This window comes from Prevotella merdae (genome assembly GCF_900290275.1).
In the GTDB taxonomy this organism is placed as follows: Bacteria; Bacteroidota; Bacteroidia; order Bacteroidales; family Bacteroidaceae; genus Prevotella; species Prevotella merdae.
On sequence record NZ_LT985324.1, the window covers coordinates 602,080 to 628,116 of the forward strand.

General features: G+C 42.9%; 19 protein-coding genes. 8 read left to right on the plus strand and 11 right to left on the minus strand.

The window, feature by feature from the left end; translation table 11 throughout:
- Positions 1-54: 54 nt before the first annotated feature.
- The 3 genes from ltrA to C9991_RS16860 all read right to left on the minus strand — a co-directional run bounded on the left by ltrA (position 55) and on the right by C9991_RS16860 (position 3,858).
- On the minus strand, positions 55-1,461 hold the full coding sequence (gene ltrA, locus C9991_RS09015; RefSeq protein ID WP_106810824.1) for a group II intron reverse transcriptase/maturase: 1,407 nt from the start codon (positions 1,459-1,461) through the stop codon (positions 55-57).
- A gap of 486 nt (positions 1,462-1,947) precedes the next feature.
- Entirely contained in the window at positions 1,948-3,645 is a 1,698-nt protein-coding gene (gene ettA / locus C9991_RS09020; RefSeq protein WP_106812225.1) for an energy-dependent translational throttle protein EttA, read from the minus strand.
- A gap of 54 nt (positions 3,646-3,699) precedes the next feature.
- Positions 3,700-3,858: a hypothetical protein gene (locus tag C9991_RS16860; RefSeq protein ID WP_198643772.1), complete on the minus strand. Its 159-nt coding sequence runs from the start codon at positions 3,856-3,858 to the stop codon at positions 3,700-3,702.
- A gap of 100 nt (positions 3,859-3,958) precedes the next feature.
- On the opposite strand from C9991_RS16860, the gene pflA reads away from it, so the two are divergent.
- On the plus strand, positions 3,959-4,681 hold the full coding sequence (pflA, locus tag C9991_RS09025; protein WP_106812794.1) for a pyruvate formate-lyase-activating protein: 723 nt from the start codon (positions 3,959-3,961) through the stop codon (positions 4,679-4,681).
- An 80-nt stretch (positions 4,682-4,761) separates the two neighbouring features.
- Here pflA and rpsA read toward each other — a convergent pair whose 3' ends face one another.
- Together rpsA and C9991_RS09035 are read right to left on the minus strand one after the other, a co-directional pair.
- Positions 4,762-6,528: a 30S ribosomal protein S1 gene (gene rpsA / locus C9991_RS09030; RefSeq protein WP_106812226.1), complete on the minus strand. Its 1,767-nt coding sequence runs from the start codon at positions 6,526-6,528 to the stop codon at positions 4,762-4,764.
- Between the two features lie 167 nt (positions 6,529-6,695).
- Complete coding sequence (locus tag C9991_RS09035) at positions 6,696-7,892, minus strand: MltF family protein (protein WP_106812227.1); 1,197 nt, start codon at positions 7,890-7,892, stop codon at positions 6,696-6,698.
- Positions 7,893-7,996: 104 nt separating this feature from the next.
- Between C9991_RS09035 and hisG the strand changes: the two genes are divergently transcribed.
- The 3 genes from hisG to hisC are packed head-to-tail and all read left to right on the plus strand — an operon-like array spanning position 7,997 to position 11,216.
- On the plus strand, positions 7,997-8,848 hold the full coding sequence (gene hisG, locus C9991_RS09040; protein WP_106812228.1) for an ATP phosphoribosyltransferase: 852 nt from the start codon (positions 7,997-7,999) through the stop codon (positions 8,846-8,848).
- A 32-nt stretch (positions 8,849-8,880) separates the two neighbouring features.
- On the plus strand, positions 8,881-10,170 hold the full coding sequence (gene hisD, locus C9991_RS09045; protein ID WP_106812229.1) for a histidinol dehydrogenase: 1,290 nt from the start codon (positions 8,881-8,883) through the stop codon (positions 10,168-10,170).
- 5 nt (positions 10,171-10,175) lie between these two features.
- On the plus strand, positions 10,176-11,216 hold the full coding sequence (gene hisC, locus C9991_RS09050; protein WP_106812230.1) for a histidinol-phosphate transaminase: 1,041 nt from the start codon (positions 10,176-10,178) through the stop codon (positions 11,214-11,216).
- 127 nt (positions 11,217-11,343) lie between these two features.
- On the opposite strand, the gene C9991_RS09055 is transcribed toward hisC, so the two are convergent.
- Genes C9991_RS09055 through C9991_RS09070 form a run of 4 tightly spaced genes read right to left on the minus strand, consistent with a single transcriptional unit; the run spans position 11,344 to position 16,341 of the window.
- Positions 11,344-13,884 carry a carboxypeptidase regulatory-like domain-containing protein gene (locus C9991_RS09055; RefSeq protein ID WP_106812231.1) on the minus strand — a complete coding sequence of 847 codons (2,541 nt, stop codon included), beginning with the start codon at positions 13,882-13,884 and terminating at the stop codon, positions 11,344-11,346.
- Entirely contained in the window at positions 13,881-14,720 is an 840-nt protein-coding gene (locus C9991_RS09060; RefSeq protein WP_106812232.1) for a GLPGLI family protein, read from the minus strand. The genes C9991_RS09055 and C9991_RS09060 overlap by 4 nt, the downstream gene beginning before the upstream one ends.
- A gap of 5 nt (positions 14,721-14,725) precedes the next feature.
- Positions 14,726-15,556: a GLPGLI family protein gene (locus tag C9991_RS09065; protein ID WP_198643773.1), complete on the minus strand. Its 831-nt coding sequence runs from the start codon at positions 15,554-15,556 to the stop codon at positions 14,726-14,728.
- Positions 15,557-15,573: 17 nt separating this feature from the next.
- Positions 15,574-16,341 carry an immunoglobulin-like domain-containing protein gene (locus C9991_RS09070; protein ID WP_106812233.1) on the minus strand — a complete coding sequence of 256 codons (768 nt, stop codon included), beginning with the start codon at positions 16,339-16,341 and terminating at the stop codon, positions 15,574-15,576.
- Positions 16,342-16,645: 304 nt separating this feature from the next.
- Here C9991_RS09070 and C9991_RS09075 point away from each other — a divergent pair, with 304 nt between their 5' ends.
- The 3 genes from C9991_RS09075 (at position 16,646) to C9991_RS09085 (ending at position 20,815) form a co-directional block, all read left to right on the plus strand.
- Positions 16,646-17,542: a hypothetical protein gene (locus C9991_RS09075; RefSeq protein ID WP_232823290.1), complete on the plus strand. Its 897-nt coding sequence runs from the start codon at positions 16,646-16,648 to the stop codon at positions 17,540-17,542.
- A gap of 148 nt (positions 17,543-17,690) precedes the next feature.
- Positions 17,691-18,161, plus strand: a complete 471-nt coding sequence (locus C9991_RS09080) for a hypothetical protein (RefSeq protein WP_106812235.1) — start codon at positions 17,691-17,693, stop codon at positions 18,159-18,161.
- Between the two features lie 368 nt (positions 18,162-18,529).
- A complete protein-coding gene (locus C9991_RS09085) occupies positions 18,530-20,815 on the plus strand; it encodes a TonB-dependent receptor (protein ID WP_106812236.1) in 2,286 nt (761 codons plus the stop codon).
- A 69-nt stretch (positions 20,816-20,884) separates the two neighbouring features.
- Here the strand turns inward: C9991_RS09085 and C9991_RS09090 are convergent, their stop codons facing one another.
- Positions 20,885-21,766, minus strand: coding sequence for an Rpn family recombination-promoting nuclease/putative transposase (locus tag C9991_RS09090; RefSeq protein WP_106812237.1), 882 nt, complete (start codon positions 21,764-21,766; stop codon positions 20,885-20,887).
- 186 nt (positions 21,767-21,952) lie between these two features.
- Between C9991_RS09090 and C9991_RS09095 the strand changes: the two genes are divergently transcribed.
- Positions 21,953-24,277 carry a TonB-dependent receptor domain-containing protein gene (locus C9991_RS09095; RefSeq protein WP_106812238.1) on the plus strand — a complete coding sequence of 775 codons (2,325 nt, stop codon included), beginning with the start codon at positions 21,953-21,955 and terminating at the stop codon, positions 24,275-24,277.
- A gap of 82 nt (positions 24,278-24,359) precedes the next feature.
- Here C9991_RS09095 and C9991_RS09100 read toward each other — a convergent pair whose 3' ends face one another.
- Positions 24,360-25,919 (minus strand): ATP-binding protein, encoded by a 1,560-nt coding sequence (locus C9991_RS09100; protein WP_106812239.1) that lies wholly within the window; start codon positions 25,917-25,919, stop codon positions 24,360-24,362.
- Between the last annotated feature and the right edge of the window lie 118 nt (positions 25,920-26,037).

Here is a 26,037-nt window from a genome sequence, read left to right on the forward strand (position 1 = left end):
TTCGTTTTCCGACCTCTCACACCACCGTACGTGCGGTTCCGCATACGGCGGTTCCTATTTTGGATACCATTCGAGATACGCCTCCATTAAAGTAGCATACCCTGCGGAGCGTAGTTTATTGTTATCTATCGCCCTTTTTAGAACAGGGCTGTCAGCTATTCGCCAATAGCCCTTGCGAGTGTTACCCCATTCGTATGCTTGGTATTTATTGATACCGCATCTAATGAGGTTTGCCACTTTTGTCTTGACTTTCTTCCAAGCTTTCCATATACACATGCGTATTCTACGTCTTAACCATTCGTCTGTTACAAGCAAGAGACGCTTCATATTGGCAAAGTGATAATAGCCGACCCAACCTCGTATGTATTCTTTCAGCTTCTGCTTTCTCTTGGCATATCCCCATCCATTGCTGCGGTTTGTCAGTTCTTTCAACCTTGACTTCATCTTGGCTTTGGACTTTGGGTGCACCGTGAGTTGGCATTCGCCTTTCATCACATAAAAGGAGTAGCCGAGGTATTTCACTCCGCGCACATACGACACTACGGTCTTTTCCTTGTTGACTTTGAGATATAGAGTATTCTCTATAAATCGGGTTATAGACTCCTTCACTCGCATTGCAGCCCTTTTGGACTTGCAGAATATCATCGAGTCATCGGCATAGCGCACAAAGGGGAGTTCTCTGCGTTCAAGTTCCTTGTCCAATTCGTTGAGCATTATGTTACTCAACAATGGACTTAGCGGACCGCCTTGGGGAGTTCCTTCCTCGCTCGCTTCAAACAAACCTTTGTTCATTACACCACTTCGGAGATATTTGTGTATAAGACTGACCACTCTGCCGTCTTTTATCGTACGGCTGAGGATTTCTATGAGTTTGCTATGGCTCACCGTGTCGAAGAAGCGTTCAAGGTCAAGGTCGACTACATATATGTAGCCTTCGTTGACTATCCTTCGCGCTCCTCGTAGTGCGTCATGGCATCCTCTTCTCGGACGGAAGCCGTAGCTCGTCTTGGAGAATTGGTTCTCATAGATGGGAGTCAATACTTGGTTGATGGCTTGTTGCACCAGACGGTCTACTACTGTAGGTATTCCCAACAGGCGCATCTTGCCATTGTCCTTGGGTATTTCTACCCTTTTTACTGGGTTCGGACGGTAAGAACCGTCCATCAAGGAACGGGTGAGTTCATCCTTATTGGTCAGGAGCCATGGGAACAATTGCTCGCACGACATCTTGTCGATACCACCACAGCCCTTGTTTCTCATAACTGCTTTGTATGCTCGATTGAGATTTGTGGGACTAAGAATTTGCTCGAAAAGGTGTTCCTTGTCGAATGGTACTTCCACGATGTTGTCTTCACACATCCACATGAAGGTCTGCACTCCCCCATACCATTCGGTTTCCGACCTATTTCTTTGGGGGCAGCCATTAACTTGGGATAATGTTTTCTGCATTCTTTCCTTCATAAGGTATGTTTCAATTACTATCGTTTAATTGTTAGGTTCAGCCCTTCGTGCAACGTTATCGATTGTTGCACTACTATGACGTCTGCTGACTTCTCACGGCAAGCTTTACTCCACTTCTTTCGTAAAAACAACTATTTGAAGCGTCCGTGAGACCTCCTCGGATAAGGGCGTTGTCTTTCCATCTTATACCTACTTCATTTACACCGACCGTTCCGAATAGCTATTGGGCTTTGGTTTGAATAGCAACCTCACCCACGGTCACATGCCTTATATGAAGTTTCTGTCCGTTAGGTCAGATGTTTGTCTTGGGCTTCCTTCAGATTTCATCTCGCGATGAACACCCTTGCCTTTGACTATGCAATTCCCGCTATTAGGGCTTGCTCGGGACTTTCACCCGTTAGACAATGCTCATGCCGAGCGTACTACAAAAAAAGAGGGTGTGTCTTGACACACCCTCTTTTTGTTTTTAATATACCAGACGGTCTTTTAGTCGTCCATCAGTTTGCGATAGCGTCCCTTCTTTATCTCCTCATTGCCAAGGCGGCGTGCCTTGTTTATTTCGTAGTCGGAATAGCTGCCCTCAAAGAAGAATACTTCGCCATTGCCCTCGAATGCGAGGATATGGGTACAGATACGGTCGAGGAACCAACGGTCGTGGCTGATAACTACAGCACAACCTGCAAATCCTTCAAGACCTTCCTCTAATGCTCGCAATGTGTTTACATCGATGTCGTTAGTAGGCTCGTCGAGCAACAAAACATTGCCTTCTTGCTTAAGGGCAAGAGCCAATTGCAAACGGTTGCGCTCACCACCAGAAAGAGTCTCGCATAGTTTTGACTGGTCGGTACCGGCAAAGTTGAAACGAGAGATGTAAGCACGTGCATTTACATCGCGTCCGCCCATACGTATTGTCTCATTACCCTGAGATATTGTCTCGTAAACCGACTTCTTTGGGTCGATATCCTTATGCTGCTGGTCTACGTATGCAAGCTTCACAGTCTCGCCAACCTCGAATGTTCCACCGTCAGCTTGTTCAAGACCCATAATCATGCGGAATAGGGTAGTCTTGCCTGCACCGTTAGGACCTATAACACCTACAATGCCGTTAGGAGGAAGCATGAAGTTGAGGTCGTTGAAGAGCACTTTGTCGCCAAATGCCTTCTTTACATGCTGTGCCTCAATAACCTTATTACCAAGACGCGGACCGTTAGGGATGAATATCTCAAGCTTCTCCTCACGTTCCTTCTGTTCCTGACCAAGCATCTGCTCATATGCGTTAAGACGTGCCTTACCCTTTGCCTGGCGTGCCTTAGGAGCCATGTGTGCCCATTCAAGCTCGCGCTCAAGAGCCTTGCGGCGCTTAGATGCCTGCTTCTCTTCCTGCATCATACGTGTGGTCTTCTGCTCAAGCCAAGAAGAATAGTTGCCATGCCAAGGAATTCCCTCGCCACGGTCAAGCTCCAATATCCATTCGCTTACATCGTCAAGGAAGTAGCGGTCGTGTGTTACAGCTATAACTGTGCCTTCGTATTGCTGAAGGTGCTGCTCCAACCAGTCTATACTCTCGGCATCAAGGTGGTTGGTAGGCTCATCAAGAAGCAATACATCAGGCTTTTGAAGCAATAGACGACACAAAGCTACACGGCGACGCTCGCCACCAGATAGATGTGTAACAGGCAGATCGCCATTAGGACAACGCAATGCTGCCATAGCACGGTCGAGCTTAGAATCCATATTCCAAGCATCGGTTGCATCTATGATATCCTGCACTTCCGATTGACGCTGCATTAGTTTGTCCATCTTGTCGGGGTCGCCATAATACTCCTCAAGACCGAACTTCTCATTAATCTCTTCGTATTCCTTCAGTGCGTCGTATGCCTGTTGAACGCCTTCCATTACATTCTCCTTAACTGTATTTGACTCGTCAAGAGGAGGGTCCTGAGGCAGATAGCCTACACTGTAGCCAGGACTCCAAACAACCTCGCCTTGAGTTGGTTGTTCTATTCCGGCTATTATTTTCATCAATGTCGACTTACCGGCACCATTCAATCCGATGATACCAATCTTTGCGCCATAGAAGAAGGACAGATAAATATCCTTTAATATCTGTTTACGGTTTTGTGGGATTATTTTCGACACACCCACCATCGAGAAGATAATCTTCTTATCGTCTACTGTTGCCATTTGTGAAATTTTAGGTTGGTATTTTGTTTATAACTTAATTTTCTAATAGTTTATTTAGCATTCTTCTATATAGCCTTTCGTAAACATGTCGTACGACAATGCCTCAAGCTCCTTAAGAGTCATGCGTTCTACAGCATATTCTATCTTGCGTATTAGTTCTTCACGCCTATAGTCGTTGTCGTCATTTAGACGGTTGGAATGAAAGTTGCTCATATATCTATTATTGTTTATGCAAATTTACAAAATAAAAATCAAGAAAGCGTGCAAACACTTGCATATTGTTGTTTTTGTAGCTAACTTTGTGCAAAAACAGATGATTGGACGTATACATTCTTTTGAGTCGTTCGGTACAGTTGACGGTCCAGGTGTCCGTTTTGTGGTGTTTATGCAAGGTTGTCCTTTGCGATGCCAATTTTGTCATAACCCAGATACATGGGACGCCAATGCCAAATGCCAGTACGAATTTACGCCGCAACAATTGCGTGACGAGGTAGTGCGTTATCGTTCGTTTATAAAGAGCGGTGGGGTTACTGTTTCGGGTGGCGAACCTTTGATGCAAGCCGATTTTGTGGCAGAATTCTTTCGCCTTTGTCACGAAGAGGGATTGCACACGGCTCTTGATACAAGTGGCGCATATATATCAGAGCGCATACAAAAGGTGCTTGACAACACCGACCTGGTGCTTCTTGATATAAAGACTATGGACCCAGAGTTATATCCTCGACTTACTGGTGTTAGTCAAACCAACAACCTTAAGTTTCTTGATATTCTTGAGCAACGCCATATTCCAACATGGATACGCCACGTTGTTGTACCTGGTGTTACCGATAATGATGAGTGGCTTGACCGATTGGGCAAGCATGCAGCACAGTATGATTGTGTAGAGAGAATGGAGATTCTGCCTTATCACACACTTGGAGAATACAAGTACGAGAAGCTTGGACTGCAATACCAACTTGATGGTGTACCGCCGCTTTCTGCCGATAGGGCAGCCAAAATAAGAGAACGCCTCTCGGTATATAAGCCTTGTCAATAAAAATAATAAAAAAAGGATGCAAATATCAAAAGATACTTGCATCCTTTTTTTATTATATGTTATGAATTAGTGCGATTTAATTACTCGCCCTTCTCCATCTTAGCCTTCAATGCTGCGAGAGTATCAAGGTCGCCAAGAGTTGTTGTAGCAGCTACATTGTTGATAGCAGGAGCGGCCTCCTTCTTAACAGGGTGCTTGCGAACTGGCTTCTCTTCCTTGCCAGCCTCGAATGTGCGGCTGTGAGAAAGGATGATACGCTTTGTCTCCTTAACAAACTCGATTACCTTGAACTCGAGCTCCTCACCAAGCTGTGCCTGTGTGCCATCCTCCTTAACGAGGTGCTTAGGAGTAGCGAAGCCCTCACCACCCTCGTTCAGAGTGATAACAGCGCCCTTGTCCATCATTTCAGTAATCTTGCCTGTGTGAATTGAACCAGGAGTATAGATCTCCTCGTACTTGTCCCAAGGATTCTCCTCAAGCTGCTTGTGTCCAAGGCTGAGACGACGGTTCTCCTTGTCTATCTCGAGAACAACAACATCGATGTTTGCACCAACCTGTGTGAACTCTGAAGGATGCTTTACCTTCTTTGTCCAAGAAAGGTCTGAGATGTGGATGAGGCCGTCAACACCCTCTTCGAGCTCTACGAAGATACCGAAGTTAGTGAAGTTGCGTACCTTAGCTGTGTGCTTGCTGCCTACAGGATACTTAACCTCGATTTCCTCCCAAGGATCTTCCTTAAGCTGCTTGATACCGAGAGACATCTTACGCTCTGCACGGTCGAGTGTAAGGATAACTGCCTCAACCTCGTCACCTACGTGCAAGAAGTCCTGTGCTGAACGGAGGTGCTGGCTCCAGCTCATCTCTGAAACGTGGATAAGACCCTCAACACCAGGAGCAATCTCTACGAATGCACCGTAATCAGCGATAACAACAACCTTACCCTTAACGTGGTCGCCTACCTTGAGGTTCTCGTCAAGAGCATCCCATGGGTGTGGAGTAAGCTGCTTGAGACCAAGAGCGATACGCTTCTTCTCGTCATCGAAGTCGAGGATAACAACGTTGATCTTCTGGTCGAGAGCAACAACCTCGTGTGGATCGCTTACGCGGCCCCAAGAGAGGTCTGTGATGTGGATGAGTCCGTCAACACCACCGAGGTCAACGAATACACCGTAAGAAGTGATGTTCTTAACAGTACCCTCGAGGATCTGACCCTTCTCAAGCTTAGAGATGATTTCCTTCTTCTGAGCCTCGAGCTCGGCCTCGATAAGAGCCTTGTGAGAAACAACCACATTGCGGAACTCCTGGTTGATCTTAACAACCTTGAACTCCATTGTCTTGCCTACGAATACGTCGTAGTCGCGTATAGGATGAACGTCGATCTGGCTTCCTGGGAGGAATGCCTCAATACCGAATACATCAACAATCATACCACCCTTAGTGCGGCACTTGATGTAGCCCTGGATAACCTCCTCATTCTCGAGAGCTGCGTTAACGAGATCCCAGCTCTTGCTGAGGCGAGCCTTCTTGTGAGAAAGAACAAGCTGACCCTTCTTGTCCTCCTGGTTCTCAACGTAAACCTCTACCTTGTCGCCAATCTTGAGGTCTGGGTTGTAACGGAACTCAGAAGCAGGGATGATGCCGTCGCTCTTGTAGCCGATGTTTACGATTACCTCTTTCTTGTCGATAGAGATTACGGTACCCTCAACAACCTGATGCTCTGATACCTTGTTAAGAGTCTCGTCATAAGCCTTCTCAAGCTCCTGCTTGCTTACTTCCAAGCTGCTACCATTCTCAAACTCGTCCCAGTTGAAGTCTGCCAATGGCTGTACGTTCTTTAAATCTGACATAAAATTTATAAAAGTTAAAAATTTAAATTAATAAAGTTAGACTTTATGTTAATTGAATAATTCGAGGTGCAAAGGTACTCATATTTTCTTGTATTATGTGTCTTCGGACCTCTTGCGTTGCTGTGTTATTGTTGTTTTTATTATTTTTTAACTAAAGTATGCGCCGTTTATAGCTTAAATCGATGCTTTTTGTGCGCTTTGTGTGGCTCGTCTCCGCCAGGAGTAAAGCCCAATCCTATGCCGGGTGCGCCTATGCTGCCACGTGCTACGCCTCGATATTGGGCCCATCTATCGCGTATGCGGCTTACATATGTGTATGTTTCTTGTCCACGCATATATCCATACTTTACAACTGGGTCATTGTAATATTGTGGTGTACTGAGCTTTAGCACATACTCTGCAACGTCATCCCATCGGTATTGGTTCTTGCCGTTTTTCTTGGCAAGTGCCATAGCATCGCGTATATGAAAGAATCCTCCGTTGTAGCTTCCAAGTACAAACAGCTGGCGCTCACGTGGATCGCGTATATCCTGAAAGTGTGATGTTAACTTTATAATATATCGCACAGCGGCATATATGTTTTCTTCTGGGTCGTACATCTTCGATTCGGGCAATCCTATTTGTGCCGCAGTTGCTGGCATAATCTGCATTAGTCCGCGTGCACCAGCCCATGAGTAGGCCTTAGGGTCGAAGCACGACTCTTGATAACATTGTGCTGCAAGCAGTCTCCAGTCCCAACGTGCCATAGGTGCATATCGCATAAACAGCATGTCATATTTGGATATCACACCGGCTTTTGCGTTAAGCATAGGTGCATAGGTGCGTCGGTGTATGCTTTGTATCGAATAGCGCAGTTGCTCCTCTCGACGTATCGAAGCCACTATTTTAGGATCGTACCACGAGTTGATAGAGTCGGCAAGCTCGGCCGATTGGGTGTTGACTGCCCATGCTGTGTTTAAAGAGTCTACCGCATATCCACATGGCAGTGTACCTTTCTCGTTCTTCGGCATTTGGTATACAATGATGTCGGCGTCGCCATTATCCAGTCGTTTCAGCATTTCTGCTTTTGTCTTGCATGTCTCTACACGCAGCGACACGCCGAGGTGTTGGGCATACTTCTCGCAGATAAGATATTGAGTGCCCATGCCCATGCCGTGATAGTCGAAGTAGGTGTCGGGTCCACTCATGGTAAGCATAATAAGCTCGCCGCTTTCTTGTATGTCGCTCAGACTGAAATTCTTGTTTATCGGAGTCTGTTCCTGATCTAATGGAGTGCCCCATGGAGTAAACTCTTGGCTCTTTTTCTCGGTGCATCCCATTATGCATAAAATGTAAAATAAGACGTATAAATATCTAAATCGCATATATTCTTTATTGAATGGCTTACAAAAGTACAACAATTCTTGCACAATACATAAAAAAAAGTTACTTTTGCGTGAATTATTAATCATAATAATATCTAAAAGGCATGTTAAGAATAGCAGTACAGTCAAAAGGACGTCTTTACGACGACACAATGAATTTGCTTTCAGAAGCAGATATCAAAGTTAGTTCAAGCAAACGCACCCTTATTGCACAATCGCCTAATTTTCCACTCGAGGTACTTTTCTTGCGCGATGACGATATCCCGCAATGTGTAGCTTCTGGTGTAGCCGACATTGGTGTTGTCGGTCAGAACGAGTATATGGAGCGTGGCGAGAATGTGCAGATTCTGTCGCATCTTGGTTTTAGCAAGTGTCGTCTTTCGCTTGCCATTCCTAAAGAAGTGAAATACACAGGTCCTCATTGGTTTGACGACAAGCGCATCGCTACGTCTTACCCCAATATTTTGGGCAAGTATCTTAGAGAGCATGATATAAAGGCCGACATACATGTCATTACTGGTAGTGTGGAGATTAGTCCGGGTATCGGCATGGCAGATGGAATATTTGATATTGTAAGCTCGGGCAGCACACTTGTAAGCAACAACTTGCGTGAGGTGGAGATAGTAACACAGAGTGAGGCATTGCTCGTTGGCAACTGGAATCTTGATGATGACAAGCATCAGATTCTCAACGAGATGTTATTCCGATTCGAGGCTGTACGTTCGGCAGTAGACAAGAAGTATGTCATGATGAATGTTCCGAAAGCCAATTTGAATGAGATTGTTGAGGTATTGCCAGGTATAAAGAGCCCTACAATCATTCCTCTTGCCGACGACCAATGGTGTTCTATACATACTGTTCTTGACGAGAAACGTTTCTGGGGCATCATAGGAAAGCTTAAGGAACTCGGTGCGCAAGGCATTCTTGTCACACCTATAGAGAAGATGATATTATAATTATAATAAGGTATATATAAAGCGCTTTATATATGAAGATATACGAGTATCCATCCGTCGACCAGTGGGGCGATATTGTGGTACGTCCACATATAGATACGGCCAAGCTTAATGATGTGGTTAAGTCGGTGCTTGATGACATCAAGGCTTATGGCGATGAAGCCGTAAAGCGATACGAGCAGAAGTTTGACGGCGTGGCTCTTTCTTCGCTTGCTGTTACACAACTGGAGATAGACGAAGCGTGTGCTTCGATAGACCCTGAGCTTATGTCGGCTATAGAGCTTGCTCATGACAATATCTTTAAGTTTCATGCCTCGCAAAGGTTTGAAGGTGTAAAGGTTGAGACGGCACCTGGTGTGGATTGCTGGCAGAAGTGTGTGGCTATTGAGAAGGTGGGTTTGTATATCCCAGGCGGCACAGCTCCTTTGTTCTCTACTGTTCTTATGCTTGCAACACCTGCCAAGATTGCCGGATGCAAAGATATAGTGCTCTGCACACCTCCCGACAAACAAGGTAATGTAAATCCTGCTATATTGGCGGCTGCCAAGGTAGCTGGTGTCAATGCTATATATAAGATAGGTGGTGTACAGGCTATCGGAGCTATGGCTTATGGCACCGAGTCAGTGCCTAAGGTCTACAAGATATTTGGCCCAGGCAATCAGTATGTTATGGCTGCCAAGCAGCAAGTCTCTCTTCATGATGTGGCTATAGATATGCCTGCTGGTCCATCGGAGGTATGTGTTATAGCCGATGCTGGTAGCAATCCTGTATATGTGGCTGCAGATTTGTTGTCGCAAGCCGAGCATGGCATAGACTCACAAGTATTGTTGATAAGCACGTCTGCCGATATGGTGGAGAAGGTGAGAGTTGAGATAGACAAGCAACTTGCTGTATTGCCGCGACGCGATATAGCCGCAAAAACACTCGACAACAGTAAGATTGTACTTGTGCACAATACCGACGATGCTATGCAAATTAGCAACGCATATGCACCCGAACACCTCATCATTGCAACTGACGATTATATGCAGCTTGCCGACAAGGTGATTAATGCCGGTAGCGTATTCCTTGGTAAATATGCTTGCGAGAGTGCTGGCGATTATGCCAGTGGTACAAACCATACTCTTCCTACACATGGATATGCAATGGCATACAACGGTGTTAATCTTGACAGTTTTAATCGTAAGGTTACATTCCAGCATCTAACAAGCGAGGGTGTGCGCTCCATCGGAAGGGCAGTGGAGGTAATGGCTTCAAGCGAATGTCTTGACGCACATAAGAATGCTATGACCGTGCGCTTGCGGGATGTTATAAAAGAATAAAAGAAATGAAAACTCTGAACCAATTAGTTCGTCCTAACATATTAAACTTGGCACCATACAGTTGTGCCCGCGATGAGTTTAAGGGTAGGGAGGCTCGAGTGTTTCTTGATGCCAACGAGAGTCCATACAACTCTCCATACAATCGCTATCCAGACCCCTTGCAGCTTGCTCTCAAGGAGAAATTGTCGCATATAAAGGGTGTTCCAGTTGAGAATATGTGCCTTGGTAATGGTAGTGACGAAACGATAGATTTGGCTTATCGCTGTTTCTGTCGACCGGGTATTGACAATGTTGTGGCGATAGAGCCTACTTACGGTATGTACAAGGTATGTGCCGACATCAACAATGTGGAATATCGTAAGGTGTTGCTCGATGATAACTATCAGCTTTCGGCAGATGCAATACTTGCAGCTTGCAATGGTAATACTAAGTTGATATGGATTTGTTCGCCAAACAATCCTACTGGCAACTTGATGAATGCGGAAGAGGTGGAGAAGGTGTTGCGCCAGTTTGAAGGCATTGTCGTTGTAGACGAGGCTTATTCTGACTTTACTAAGGCACGTTCATGGCGTTCGCGCATTTCCGAGTTTCCTAATATCATTGTGCTCAATACCATGAGCAAGGCATGGGGATGTGCAGCTATTCGTTTAGGTATGGCGTTTGCAAGTAAGGATATCATCGATATATATAATAAGGTGAAATATCCGTACAATGTCAACGACCTTACGCAAAATTTGGCCATGAAGCGCTTGTCCGACTCGTTTGAGGTGGAGAAGTGGATTCGCACCATTATTGGTGAGCGCGACCGCATGGTGATGGCATTCAAGCAATTGCCTATATGCGAGAAAGTGTATCCTACTGATGCAAACTTCTTCCTTGCCAAGGTATCGGATGCCACAAAGATATACAATTATCTGATAGACAGAGCCATAGTGGTGAGAAACCGCACCAATGTTATGTTGTGCGACAACTGTCTGAGAATAACCATAGGCTCAAAGACCGAAAACAACGAACTGCTGTCGGCTTTGAGGCAGTATTTCGATTAAAGTTTAAAGTGAAGACTTAGGCTTTTCTTATATTATATCGGTCAAGCAAAGTGCAATCATTATTTAGATTGCCTTTGCTTGTCCGATATTTTCATTCTTAAAATAAAGACCAAGTGTTTTGCGGTTGTTACAAATCCATACTCCATTTTGCAAGCACTTCTCTTGGACGAAGTCGGGTTATGCTATACGACTCTATGGTATTACCAAGAGTTCTTCGTTCAAACTCAGAAGTACCAATAAGGTTGTTTGCTGTTACAGAGAACTCCCAACGCTTAGCCTTGTAGGCAATGGCAAGGTCAAGAAAGTGATTTATGCCGATGCTCTTGTCGTTGGTATGGAAGAGTTCGTTCTTCACGCTCAGCATCCATCCTTTGGCAGGGAAAACATATAGTTTAAGGAAATGTTCCCAGTCGGTCGTGGGGTCGGAAGAGAGTTTGGAAGACGTGAGGTTCTTTTGCTTGTAAATGTTCACATTTGACTTTCCTTCAATAGAAAGAAATCTCGCTGGACGCAATGAGTAGTCGAACGAAACGGCGGTTGTGTTCATACGTGCATCATTCACAATGCCCGACACAAGCATACTATAATCTGTGATGTTGTGTGAGGCACCAATACCGACAAGTGTCTTTGCCCATCCAAACGATTTACTTACACGACCAGAAATGCCTATTGTCTGCATGGCATATTCCTTGTCTGTAGCAGTTGTGGTGTAGATATTACCATTCATCGCACTCTCATAAAGGATGTTTCCCGACATTCTATTATATGTAGGACGAATATTAAAGAACAGTCCCGACACAGGATTGGTGTATTTATATGCTGCCGTTGCATGAAGAGAGTGAGTGGCATCCGTCTTACCTCTATTCACTTTCTGAGTGCGATAACTTGTGAAGATAGGAGTGTCACAGATTGATCTTCCCATCAATGGAGCATTAGCATAACCAACATTAGCCGAAAATTCAGAAACAACAGTTGCCTTCCAATTCCAGTTGGCCGAAGGGTCTATCCACAGATGATTGCTTCTTGACTCACGGTAAGACTGACGGGCATAACTTACCTTCGACTTTATTCCAATCCTGTGCTTTCCGAAAAGGAACGACATTGAAGGAGACCAATATGTGCGAAGCAACTGATACACATTAGTCTTCTCCGCTTCCTCGTCCATTGCCACACCAATGCTCTGATAGTCGTAGTTCACTCCCAATTCATTGTTGAGATAGTGTCTGCCGACTTTCAGTTTATATTGCATTTCATTCTGCGTGGAGAAGAAACCGAGATTCAGCCGTTCTGTCATTCCTCCAATGGTGAGCAACTGTCCTGGCAGATAGCTGTAGGTCCAATAACTGTCAATGTTGTATATGTTGCCCTTTGCCGTGGTGTGCGACATCTGAAAATCCTCAGTAATAGTGCGCTTATGCGGCTTCACCATCATGTCGGTGCGTTGTCCGTTGTACATCATCGTGCCGACACTCTTGTTGAAGTCAATATAACCTTTAAGGTTGTTCTTGATGAAACTCTTGCTGCCGTTGTACTGATAATTAGCCTCACCCTTCCATTCGCTTCGGGTGTTGCTGACATTCTGCTCCTCAACTATGACTGGCATGTCGGCAAGGGTGAGATAGGTGGATGAACTATAGTCCTGCATGTCGGTCTTGTCAATAAATCCATTGCCTTGCACACGCAGTTCCGAATCCTTGCCAGTCTTCCAAAGCCAGTTGCCGGCAACAAGATGACTATTGTTGAAAGTATAGCGGTTGTCTGCAAGGTCGGGAGCTGCAACCGACATCATTGAGAGAAAGCCCGATTCAGAGCCAGTTCTTCCCTTCAACAATGCAGCAAGATCGAGCACCTCATTATCGAGTTGCTTGCCGATGTTGTTGTTCTTGTACATCATAAGCGTCTGATATTTCTTGTTGAAACGCATACCCATTAGTCGGCAGTCGTATAGAAAATCATCGCCACAACCAAGACCAATGTCAGCCGTTCCCGTCCAAACAGCTTTGGCATCATCCTTCAATACAAGGTTGAGAGCAGCTTGCTCGCTAAACGCTACGCCACGCAATGACTTTACCGACTGATGATTCTCCAACACCTGCACACTCTTTATTTTATCAGCTGAGATGTTTTGGTTGGCAACGCCATATTGTGCCCCCATTAAGTCAAGTCCTTCTATATAGAACTTATTGATAGGTGTTCCTTGGTATTCCACCTTGCCGTCAGCTTTTACTTCAAGACCTGGCATCTTTGCTATTACATCAGCTATGCTTCGGTCCTGTCCTTGGCGGAAACCCGCAACCGAATATGTGAGCGTGTCTCCCGTACTCTTTATACGCTCCGCTTTTATCTTTACTTCCTTTAGCTTGAAGCCACCTTCTGTCAACGTGATAGTCATGCCATCCTTCAAATCAGCAAACGGCATTGTCTTCTTCTGATAACCAATATAACTTACCGTTATGCTTGCAGGATTTTTCCCTTTAGGAATAGTCAGTTTATATTCACCCTTATCGCTTGTGAGACAATACGCCACGGTTGACTTGCTCTCAGTTGATGCCACAACCGAGGCACCTACCAAGAGTTCTCCTTTCTTACCCTTCACCTTTCCTGTGAAGGTTTGTGCAGAGAGAGAAAGGTTTGTTAGCAGAAGTAAAATAAAAACGGCAATTCTCATTCTTTATCCAAATGGTTATATTTAGGCACTTCAACCTCGTTATCGACTTTTGCATCAGTGCCAGAAACAGTATAAACAATCACTTTTTCACCCGATGTCGTTTGACTAAGAATTCTATCTACAAGTTGGTCTTTATTGATTCCTTCTGACTCTGAGCGCAGTTGCAAGAAACGTTTTCGGGTACACTTTTGGTGGCTGTCTTCTTTGTAAACCGAAACCAAGGCATTCTCAGGAGCATTCTCTACACCAACAGCTTTGAAATCAAACAAGCCCTCCGAATCCCTTGCCGCCATAATCAATCCTGGCAAACCATTAAGAATGTAAGGACCGTAATTGAGAGGCAACTCTATAGAATACCATACAGTCCATGTCCGGCCATACACGGAGCCAACCGCCTGCTTGCATTCATATTCACAGATGGTCTTTGTGCTGTCTGTCAACTGCCATTCGATAACGGGAAGCGCATCCACATATTTCAATCCAGAGTTGAGAACCTGCTTGTAATAAATGTATTCCCCTTTCTCTGGAGAGCCAACAACAATCTGGAGATCATTCTTTGGGAAATACTTTCCGCCAATTACTGGCAGTTGGTCAATCATCGCATTGTCGCCTCCTTGTGCCTTCACTTTAGCCAGTTCACTACTGTACAACCTGTAGTTGTTATTATAAAATACGGCGGTAGTCTCGCCTATATCAAGAGTCCATCTGTAAGTATTGGTCTTGCCTGTTACTACCTGCGCATCACAATCGTATGTGACGCGATATTTTGCTTGCTCTTGAGCATAAGCCATTGAGCAGAAAATAAGAAAAAGAAAGGTTATATATATATTTCTCATATCACTTATTCATATTTGTCCATTAAACATGCATTGAAAGTCCGTTGTGCCTTAGGCGGTTCACTATATCCACTGCCTTGCAAGCGGTTTGTAGTATTCCATTGGTCTTTCCAGTAATCTTCAAGCAGACGTTGCAACTTGGCAGGAGTTGAACGCAAGTAACGCTTGGGGTGAAAGCTGATGGTTGCTGTTTGCCGCATCTGCTCTATGCCTGTGGCAACAAACGAGAATTCATGTCGGCTTTCAGAAGCAGCCAGTATTAGTCCTGGCAAACCACCTAACTTCCATGGACCATTATCAAAAGGCAAGTCCAACGAATACCATGCTGTCCAAGTGCGTCCACGGAACTGACAAACGGCTTTATGGCAGGGATAACCTATAATAATAGTATCACCCTCGGCAAGTTCCCAAGAAAACGTCGGAATAGATTCTTCATAACAGAAGAAAAACTCATTGTGCAGGACATCCGTATAAGTGAGAGTGCCCCTCTGCGGAATATGCTTATAAACTTCATACTCGCGTCCTTTCTTAGATCCAAACGTATTTGCCAAGAATTGCAAATAGCTCATAGGGTCGGTATTCACACTCTTTACAGAGTCGCGTTGATGCAGAAAATGCTCAAAACGTTGGCTATAAAACCGAGACGAATGACTGCCTATATCCAACAGATTTATATCATCATACGCTTCCTTTTGCTCCAGTGTGTGTTTATATAATGCACGATACTGCACACGCACACTTACCGTGTCCACCACCTCTTGGGAATGGACGCATGCGGCAAACAAACAAAAAGCCAATAGACTGAAAAGCTTTTTCATAAGCAATATTTTATTCATAAGCATTATTTTATTATTCACTCCAACTCAAATGTTGTCATAAGCAGCACATTATTGCCATCTATGTTATCTTCGTAGAAGAATCGATAGACGCCAGGCTTGTTTGGCAGAATATCGGGAAAAAGATGAGCAGTTATGGTGCCGCTTTGACCGTCGCTTAATATATGCCCAACAGCCTTGAATAGGCAGTCAGTTGGTAAAATAAACCAATTACCATCCGCACCTTGGGCTGTGATGCAATATGCTTCGCCATACATGAATTCTTTGCCACTATGGTTGGTAATAGTGATTTTGATTTCTGTACTACCCAAAGGATAGGAGGGAGTCTCTGCCTTAATGGAAATACCATTATAAGAGCTTACTCCTGTTTTGTTATTTATAATAGGGTCGAGTTTGTCTCCAAACTTAATGACAGACGAGTTGTATATCTGATTACGAAACTCCTGTTGCTTCTCCTTAGTGTTCCAACGGAGTGTAACATCTATGGAGTTGTCTCCTATTCCAAATCCAACGACATTTCGAAAGGCTGAAGAATTGTCTGCAGACAAATACTTCCTTTCAAGTGTTCGCATAATTTGATTTAGTTCTTTTGGGGAAAATTTCCGCATCGAAGCCTTGCGATAGATTTTCTTCTTACCACCAGCGACTTTCTTTTTGCTAATTGTCGCTACCTTCTTTTGTTGAGCGGCAAATGACAGTTTGCAAGCTGCAAAAGCTGTTTGCATTGAAAGGAACATTGTCAATCCAATTATTATTACATTGAGGAGTTTTGGCTTCAGTCTCATAGTTATCAGCAATTAATAATTTAACATGTAGAGAGATATGAACTCTTATAGTATATTTCTTTTCTTATGAGAAAAGTTCAATTTATTTTGCAAATATACTGTATTTTAGTTTATCCACAAAATGATGCTGCGACAATAAATGAAGCATAATCACTTTAACCTGCTATTCTGACGGTTCACACAGCATTTTTTTCGCATAAGGAATCATTGTATTTATAAAAAAATAGTACCTTTGTACCGAAATAAAGATATGTTCTTGGACCAGCGTCCTTGCATAGAATTAAAAACGTAATAATCAAATAGAATGAATTTATCAGAAACAAAACACTTATTGTGCGTACTGGTTGCAGCAATTACCATTATCTTATCTTCATGTAATTCAGAAAATGAGACACCTGTAAATTACAATAGTTTGCCAGAGGTAATAGCCAAGGATTTCAACAATCGCTACGGAACAAACAACATAGAGCAAGTATATACAGGAACTGAATTCTATCGTCACACGGGGCAACAGGAAACTTTTGTCCATTGCAAGGACAAGGCTGGGAATGAATTGCTTGTGGTGTATGTAGATAATGTATGGAACCGTAGTTTGCTTACTTTATCAGACATTAATAATTTACCAGACAATGTGCGACAGAGATTTTACAAAGAACTTCCTAAATCTGTCAAATACGAATTCTGGAAGATAAAGGAAATATCACAAGCATGTATAAGTGGAAAAAACTATGAGTTGTGTTATATTGTTCAAGATTCTTCAATGAATAAGAACTGGATCCACACACTTGTTATCGACAGCAATGGCACGGTGCTCAAGTCTTGCGAATATGAACTTAACGATAACGCTTACGTAAGACCGCTCCCTACAGATATAGACTGGATATCAGAACATTATAGAGATGCTACAGTACTTGGATATATAAACGATCTGGGCTATGACAACTATCTAATTATGCACAACGGAGTGTTAAAGTCGGTATTGTTCGATTCACACAATATTGATTCAAAATGGAAGGAGACAAGATATGCCTTGCCAGAAGGCACTACTGTACCGAGTCGTGTGCTTGACACATTACATACAAAACATCCAGATTTCACTTATACAGAAGTCTTTGTCATAGAAAATCAATGTGGCATCTTTTATCTTTTTACTGATGGAACAAGAGCCGACCGATTAGGACATTATATTGAGGCAAACTAAAGGTATATATGGCGTCTCAATATATGAGCAGATGACAGACAAATAACTATCGAAAAAATCATCCCAACCTATTTGTTTTTCTGATAAATTTACATAACTTTGCATAAGTGAATACCTTTCAATAACTAACAATTTAAAACGGCAAAATATGGATAGACACATTAAGAATGGGATGATATCCATGGGAGTATGGATACTTTTTCTTGTTGTTTTGTTTGGTTCGTTCATGACCTTTACAGATTCCCCTTTCAGTGATCTCTTGGATGAGGAAACAGGAGGCTTAATATCTGGTGCTTTCTTCCTGGCATGGGCACTTATTTGGTTTGCCATAGGCAAGCACTATAGTCGTGACTATGAGCTTAAGAAACAAGCCTTCATCGAGAAGTATAAAGGATTTGACGAGAATGTTACACGTACAATGTTCAAGAAGGCTTATTTCTCAGATATAGCACGTATGTTGTCTCGGGTGTTTTTCATTGCCGTGCCTTTCTATGTTGCGGCAAACGTTAAAGACACAGTGACCTTAAGGAACTGCATCTATATCGGGATTCTTATGATAATTTCCATTGCCTTGTATGGATACTATAAGAAGAATGGCACAAAGGAAATTACGCTATAGTTCGAAACAATAAAAATATCGGTCAAGCAAAGAAAAACCAATGAATGATTGGCATTTGCTTGACCGATGTATTCAAGACGACTTTTATCTCTAATTCGTTCTCTCATATACCAAGAATTTATCTCGTTCAGCAGACTCTTTAGCGAAAGGCAGCAATGTTCCCTCTGATACCAAATCAACCATTTATTGTTTTTCTTACAAATTATTTACCTTTGCACCCAGCGAAATAAAAAAAAGAAACTATGAATTAAAATGCTTATATTGTTTTACAAAGACAATAGGGACTTGCAGACCTAACAACAGATATGCATAAAGAAACCTGTGTTGAAAAGCTATATGAGTAAGCAAACTTCCAATAATTAATCATTATGAACCATATAAACAATAGAGTTGTCATACTTTTCTTCATGCTGGTAAACGTAGCATTTTCACATGCCCAAAATGTATTTCATGGAGAAATTGTGTCGAAGAACGGCAAGGTTGGTATAGCGAATGGATATATTCTGCTTATACAAAATGGAAATATTTTCAAAACTACTTCTTCTTACAAGGATGGCAGTTTTACCATAAAGGATATTCCTGCCGGTGATTATATCGTAGAGGTTACGTGCTTAGGCTACCAAGCAATATGCGATTCTCTTAGTATAAAAGATACAACAAAACGTACCTATAGACTAAAAGAAGAAACAAAAGAAATTGACGAGGTGACGATTGTAGCCGACCGTAGTCAGATTGTAAAAAGGACTGCCAATGGTGAAATATTCTATCTGTCGTCAGATGCAAAGAAAATGAGCAATCCATTCAGGGCTTTGCAAGAGATACCTGCCATCATATCTGATGCCAACACTTCATCTGTAAAAATGTTAAACGGAAAAGCGCCTTTGATTCTTATCAACGGCAACATGATTAACTCTGGTATTGGACCGATTTCTCCAGCTGACATTGAGTCTGTTGAGGTTGTAAACTCTGTATCTGCACGTTATCTGCAAGAAGGTGTTACGAGCATTCTGAATATTAGATTGAAAAAGCATACCAAACCATACTTATGGCTTGAAGGAGCAACACGTCATGAAATTCCTCTTGATAATGGTTTTGGTGTGGGGTATTTTGAAATAGGAAACCATAAGATTAGTCTTTACGGCAGAGCAGCCTATCACTATAAATACCATGAAGATGTAGAATCATTCGTTAACCGCACGAATACTGGTTATAAACAGACTTATGACCAGTCAACTCGTAGTGATGCCAATAAATGGATAGGTGAGTTGTTGCTGAAGTATCAGATTACTCCTAATGATTATTTTGCAGCTCAACTATATGACTCATATAATACTACTAAAGGAAATACCTCGGCTCATGGAAATTATACTACTGATATTTCACAGTGGTATAGTTTCCAATCCTTCGACACGAACAAAAGCAATATTCTCACCACGAGTCTGTATTACAAACATTCATTTTCAAAAAGTAGTGATTTAGAATTGCGTTTAGCGTACAATTTCAATAAGAATGATTATAATGCCAATCGCACAGACTCTTATGAAAAGCAACAAATCGATGCAAATACACTATATAACAACAAACGTCATTCCGGAAGTTTCAATATTGACTATTCAAAAGAATATGCCAACAACAGTTCGCTGATAGCAGGAAGCCACAACACGCTCATCATGGATGACATCAATAACGCCATTGGTGAAAATCCAATATTCAAACATTATAGCTATAACCAATATGTATATGTGGGTTATGGTGGCTCTCTCAAGCATCTACACTATAATGCTTCAATTGGAATGGAAGGTATATGGGCAAAGGCAGGTGACGCCAACTATAACTATTTTCGTCCAAGGTGCAATACAAGTATTACATGGGTAGCTAACAAACACAACTCCGTCCGCTTAAGTTATCAACTTTCAAATACAGCTCCAAATGTTGCATATCTGAACCCTTACAATACATCAACCGACTCTTTGTTTGTAAGCATAGGCAACCCGAATCTAAAGCCACAAATGACACATAGCGCCTCCATGTCATATACATTGAATGTCGGCAAGCTGTACTTCACACCTGTTGCTGACTATAAATACATAAGTGATGTGATAGAAAACTATGGCCATTCAGATGGGGGCGTTTATTATAGCACTTATGCAAATACTGGACATTTTGCCCAAATATCTGCAGGAGCTGATTTGAGTTATCGTTTTAAGTGGGGACGAGTGTATGCAGGTGGCGGTTGGAAAGCCTATTATTTCATGGGGCACAAAGCTAAAAGCTCAACCTATGTTTCATTTGGCTTTAACGCACAAGTGAAAGACTTTTCATTCTATGGCGATATAGATTACAATTCAAGAGATTACACGGCATTGGCATGCACCACATATTCGCATCCGTCAGTTGCCAATCTACAAGTGAACTACAATTTCACACCTGACTTCTATATTGGTGTCTGCTTACAGCATGTCACTGGCGAATATAAAAGTAAGACAACGACTGTTGACGGGTCTTTCCACTCTGTAGTAGAGAATCATTACAAGGACCAAAAAATCCGTCCATGGGTAATTCTAAGATATACTTTCCGTAAGAATGCTGACAAGAAGCATAAACTTGGCAAAGTGTTGAATAGCACCGAAGAGGGTATATCCATTATAAAGTAATAAAAATCGGTCAAGCAAAGACAAACCAATGAATGATTGGCATTTGCTTGACCGATATTTTTTACTCCCTTAACAAGAATATCGCTCTATTTCATCTTTAGAAATTCCTGTAGCTTTAGAGATGTCTTCAACAGACATTCCCATGTTCAGCAGATTCCTTGCTACTTCAGCTCGTCCCTTGGCAACGCCTTCTGCCAAACCTTCTTTACGTCCCTCGGCTCTGCCTTCCTCCATGCTTCGCTTATTAGAATCGACAAACAACAAGCGTTCTGCACCGAGTTTATCCCAAAAGTCCTCATAGGCGAGCAATTCGTCTTTCGACATAGCCGATTCCTCTACTGTCTTTAGAGCTTTGGAGGTTTCGGGATTATCCAACAGTTCTTGCGGCACTACCTTTGTCTGCTCGTCTATCTCTGTAAGGAATCTAAGCCACAGCACAGCCATTTTCTTTTCTCTGATGGAATGTGCCTGGAACTTAGGAAGCTCCACGAATGTGAAATGCAGTCCGTCAATAATCTCATCGCTATGCAACTCATGCACAACATTATAGTTATGGATAAACTCATCGGGATATTCCTTCATGAAAATCTCATTGACAAGATTGAGCGAGTAGACTGGTTGCAAAAACTCATACTTACGCTTCTTGTCAAGCTGACGCACAAAAGCCTTGGAAGCATTGAACAGCACACGTTGCTTGAACGCTTCAGTCCACAACATTTGCATCTCCACAATAAACTGCCTGTTCTTTACATCACGACATCTTACATCCACAATGCTGTTCTTGCCTACGTAAGTATCAGGCACAAGCTCAGGCGAGAGATACTCCACGCTCTCTATCTGCTCGTCATCTGCCAATGGCAACAGAGCATTGAGAAGACTGATGAGCAAATCCTTATGCTCACCGAATATCTTCTTGAATGTAAGATCAGCTTTTGGGTCAAGATATCTCATTAGCGAAAATGTATTTATTGGTTTACTACTGTGTATATATAATAATGTGGCAAATATACAAATAATTATCGATAACTTTACAACTATACATTTATTTAGATTTAAATTACAAAAAAAAAACAAATATTTATTGTTCTTCTTACAAATTATTTACCTTTGCACCCAGCGAAATAGAATATAGAAACTATGAATAAGAAAATGCTCATAACGTTTCTATGCTTCTCGGCTATATCACCGATGATGGCACAGGATATCAAGGGAAAGATTGTGGATGAGAAGGACCAACCTTTGGCATTTGCCAATGTTGTGCTTTTGAATAGGCAGGATTCTGCTTTTGTTAAAGGTGTTGTGAGTGGTGAGGATGGACATTTTACCATCGATTCGCCTTGCAACAATGGAATAATCAAGGTTACGTCTGTTGGATACAAGACAGTATGGAAGGACTGTGCGGGAGAGAATGCCGGTGTGATAAAGATGATGGCAGACAGCAAGATATTAGGCGAAGTGGTGGTGAAATCATCTATGCCTAAGACTATCCTTAAGAATGGTGGAATGACAACAACAGTTGCTGGGTCTGTACTTGAAAAGGCAGGAACAATGGAGCATCTGCTCGACCGCATACCTAACGTATCTGCACAAAATGGCAATATCAAGGTGTTTGGACGTGGCGAGCCTATAATATATATCAATGGACGACAGATGAGAGACAGAAGCGAACTCGACCGCTTGAGTTCGGACAACATCAAGTCGGTAGAGGTAATATCCAACCCAGGTGCTCGTTATGCTGCAAGCACTAAGGCTGTTATACGTATCACCACAAAGAAGATACAAGGCGACGGATTCGGATTTGACGCTACAACAGAAGGATCGTACGATGAGAAAAAGAACATTGGAGGATATGGCAGGCTGAATATGTATTACCGCAAGCAAGGATTGGAGCTTGGCGCTTACGCCTATGGCGCAAAACAATCATCGCCAGACGAGAAAGACTTGCAGCAAATGACATATCTCGACAAGACATGGAACCAACAGGACAAAACACGTTGGAAAAACAAAACCGAAACTTTTAGTTCTCGACTGAATGTCAGTTATCAGTTTGACGACAACAATTCGTTTGGAGCAAGCTTTAGTTTCTTGCGCAATCCAAAGCTGATAACAGACGGAAAGACGGAAGGCTCTGTGCTGAGAGATGAAGATTTGACGGAGAACAACACTTCTATTAGATCGGAGTTTGGGCAGAATAGCAACTTGTCAAGTAATATATATTATGTAGGTAAGGTTGGTAAATTGGGTGTTGACTTCAATACCGATTGGTTTTGGTCGAAAGGAAACAATAAAAACAATATAAATGAGCATTATCAGGAAGTGAACTCGGATATGCAAAACCAACTTGTAAACAGTACCACTTCAAAGTACAACCGCTTGATAGCTTCCAAAATGGTGCTCTCTTATCCGCTTTTGGGTGGTGACTTGTCGGTAGGAGGCGAGTATTCGTTCACAAACCGCAATACCAACTACGCCATAATCCCGAACACTCTTGCCGACAATGTAATAGACCGCATAAAGGAAGGCATGGCTTCTGCGTTCGTAACCTATAATCGCGACTTCGGCAAGCTGAACATGGAAGCGGGTTTGAGATACGAGAATGTGGACTTCAAATATTATGACAATGGTAAGTATATGGCGGAGCAAAGCAAGACTTATGGCGAGTGGTTTCCGTCTCTCAGCCTTTCGATGCCTTTCGGCAATGTACAGATGCAGCTGAGCTATGCAGCCGACATCGATCGTCCTAACTACTGGGTTTTAAGAAGCGGCGTGCAATACAGCAACCACTATACATACGAGACCGGCAATCCGTTTCTTGTCTCAGAGATTTCAAGAGACATCAGTTACGACCTCGCCTACAAATGGCTGACTTTCAACCTGACTTATGAACATGTATCCAATCCGATATATCAGACAGTAGAGATGTATAAGGACAATGCCACCATAGGATTGATGAGGATGATAAATGGCAAATCTTACAACAATATGTCTTCTATGCTCACCTTGCAGCCTGCCATTGGCATCTGGCATCCTATGCTGTCAGCAATGGTTGAGAAGCAGTGGTTCGAGCTGGAGACAAGGGACGGACATTATCTTAACAAGCCTGTAGCTGAGCTAAAACTCAACAACACCTTCGATACGAAATGGGCGATGTTCTCCGTTATGATGACTTACATCACAAAGGGATATGAGGAGAACCATTACATCTACAAGCCGATGTTCAACACCGACCTGTCTATATACAAGGGCTTTCTGAAAGACTGCCTGACCATCCAGCTTTATGTCAACGACGTGTTTGGCACGAACGACAGTCACATAATAGGCAAGTACGGCAAACTGAAGGAAACTATCTTCGATGAATTCTCAACAAGCAAAATATCACTGACTGTCCGCTATAAATTCAATACTACGAGAAGCAAGTATAAGGGAACGGGTGCAGGAGAAAGTCAGAAGAACAGAATGTAAGGGATACATCTTCATTGGGATTCCCTAAAATAAAACATCGGTCAAGCAAAGATGACAGCTCTTTGCCTGACCGATATTCTTTCTATCTGATTATCCATTCCGTAATGTTCCGTTCGTCCTTCACACTGAAAGCGATTCCTACTTTCACCACTTTCTTGCCACTCAGAGCGAATGCGTCAGCATAACGCTTTGCTTCTATTTGCTCAAGTGCCTCATTTGCAGTCTTGTCAAACTTCAGCTCAATTATGAACACATGGTCATGGGTTTCGAGAGTGATGTCTGTGCGACCCTTTGCCGTGCGCTGCTCCACAAGGATGCGATAGTCTGTCAGAAGGGCGAAGATGATGTAGAGCATCTGCTGATAATGACCCTCATAGAGCGTATTGTCGCAATAAGGCACAGTAGCAAGGAAAGTCTGAAGCAAACTCAATGCTCCGTCAATGTCACCACTGTTTATGAAAGCCGACATCCGAGCTATTACAACCTTGCCTTCATCTATCTCCGTTGTAACATAATTCGGCAACAGACTCTCATATAGTCCGATGCTTATTTCCTTATTTGGTATGTCGAGTTTGTAGAGTTTCAACTCCTTGTCATAGTCCTTTATCGTGATGTATCCACTCTGGTATAACAAGGGTATAATGGAAGTCATGTTCTCCGTGGAAGCGTCGAACGACGACAGCTTGGCGTAGATATTGCCGATGCTTGAGGGGAGAACCTTAAACTTGCGCATCATCTCTATCAGGAACGTCGGAGTGCCCGAGCCAAACCAATAAGCCCCTATTTTCTCTTTTGAGAAACAATTCAGCAGACTGTAAGGATTGAAAATGTCGGGCGACGGATACGTGAAATGATAACCGTCGTAATTGTCTGTAAGCTGTAGTATGGCTTCTTCTCTGGTGATGGACATTTTTTCGGCAAGACGATCAATATCGTCAGACATCTGTGTGAGCAATTCTTCCTTGGTGATGCCGCAAATGCCGGCATAGGCTTCGTCCATGCTGATATTGGTGATGTTGTTCAGTTCGCTGAAGATGCTGAGTTGTGAGAATTTAGTGATACCCGTAAGGAACACGAATCGCAACATCGGCTCACACTGCTTCAACGGACTGTAGAAGTTGCGCATAATATATCGCAAGCTTTCAAGCCGCTCGTCTTGATGAGCCACATCCAGCAACGGAGCGTCATACTCATCAATAAGCACAACCACCTGCTTGCCCGTCTTATTATAGACGGAAGATATGAGATTTGCCAGGCGCACATTTGCATCCACAGCGTCACATTCTATGCCGAACCTGCGTTCATTTTCTTTAAGAATATAGTCAAGGTATCTGTTCAGCTGGTCTTCTTCCTGATGCTTGCCACCCGAAAGGTCGAAATGAAGCACGGGATATTCTGTCCACTCCTTTTCCAATCTGTCTATTGCCAACCCCTTGAAGAGTTCCTTGCGTCCCTCAAAATAGCTCTGCAATGTGGAGACAAGAAGCGACTTGCCGAATCTGCGTGGACGACTCAAGAAGATGAATTTGCCGTCAGTATTCGCCATACGATATATATAGGCAGTCTTGTCTATATAAAGATTGTCATTCGTGCGGATTTCCGAGAATGTCTGTATGCCTAAAGGATATAGTTTTCTTGCCATACTCGTGGGTTATTTTCTATTACGATGCGAATATACAAAAAATATCTGAATATACAAAATAGAGTGCCCGAGCTAAACCTTGTTATGGTTTATATATTTAAGAAAGCATAATCCCGCG

Bases quoted from the DNA above. Each gene is read 5' to 3' on its own strand.
- C9991_RS09080 (WP_106812235.1), top strand. From the start codon at position 17,691: ATGGATAGACACATTAAGAATGGGATGATATCCATGGGAGTATGGATA.
- C9991_RS09070 (WP_106812233.1), bottom strand. From the start codon at position 16,341: ATGAGACTGAAGCCAAAACTCCTCAATGTAATAATAATTGGATTGACA.
- rpsA (WP_106812226.1), bottom strand. From the start codon at position 6,528: ATGTCAGATTTAAAGAACGTACAGCCATTGGCAGACTTCAACTGGGAC.
- C9991_RS09055 (WP_106812231.1), bottom strand. From the start codon at position 13,884: ATGAGAATTGCCGTTTTTATTTTACTTCTGCTAACAAACCTTTCTCTC.
- C9991_RS09060 (WP_106812232.1), bottom strand. From the start codon at position 14,720: ATGAGAAATATATATATAACCTTTCTTTTTCTTATTTTCTGCTCAATG.
- C9991_RS09075 (WP_232823290.1), top strand. From the start codon at position 16,646: ATGAATTTATCAGAAACAAAACACTTATTGTGCGTACTGGTTGCAGCA.
- C9991_RS16860 (WP_198643772.1), bottom strand. From the start codon at position 3,858: ATGAGCAACTTTCATTCCAACCGTCTAAATGACGACAACGACTATAGG.
- C9991_RS09035 (WP_106812227.1), bottom strand. From the start codon at position 7,892: ATGCGATTTAGATATTTATACGTCTTATTTTACATTTTATGCATAATG.
- pflA (WP_106812794.1), top strand. From the start codon at position 3,959: ATGATTGGACGTATACATTCTTTTGAGTCGTTCGGTACAGTTGACGGT.
- C9991_RS09100 (WP_106812239.1), bottom strand. From the start codon at position 25,919: ATGGCAAGAAAACTATATCCTTTAGGCATACAGACATTCTCGGAAATC.
- ltrA (WP_106810824.1), bottom strand. From the start codon at position 1,461: ATGAAGGAAAGAATGCAGAAAACATTATCCCAAGTTAATGGCTGCCCC.
- hisD (WP_106812229.1), top strand. From the start codon at position 8,881: ATGAAGATATACGAGTATCCATCCGTCGACCAGTGGGGCGATATTGTG.
- ettA (WP_106812225.1), bottom strand. From the start codon at position 3,645: ATGGCAACAGTAGACGATAAGAAGATTATCTTCTCGATGGTGGGTGTG.
- C9991_RS09090 (WP_106812237.1), bottom strand. From the start codon at position 21,766: ATGAGATATCTTGACCCAAAAGCTGATCTTACATTCAAGAAGATATTC.
- C9991_RS09065 (WP_198643773.1), bottom strand. From the start codon at position 15,556: ATGAATAAAATATTGCTTATGAAAAAGCTTTTCAGTCTATTGGCTTTT.
- hisC (WP_106812230.1), top strand. From the start codon at position 10,176: ATGAAAACTCTGAACCAATTAGTTCGTCCTAACATATTAAACTTGGCA.
- C9991_RS09095 (WP_106812238.1), top strand. From the start codon at position 21,953: ATGAATAAGAAAATGCTCATAACGTTTCTATGCTTCTCGGCTATATCA.
- hisG (WP_106812228.1), top strand. From the start codon at position 7,997: ATGTTAAGAATAGCAGTACAGTCAAAAGGACGTCTTTACGACGACACA.
- C9991_RS09085 (WP_106812236.1), top strand. From the start codon at position 18,530: ATGAACCATATAAACAATAGAGTTGTCATACTTTTCTTCATGCTGGTA.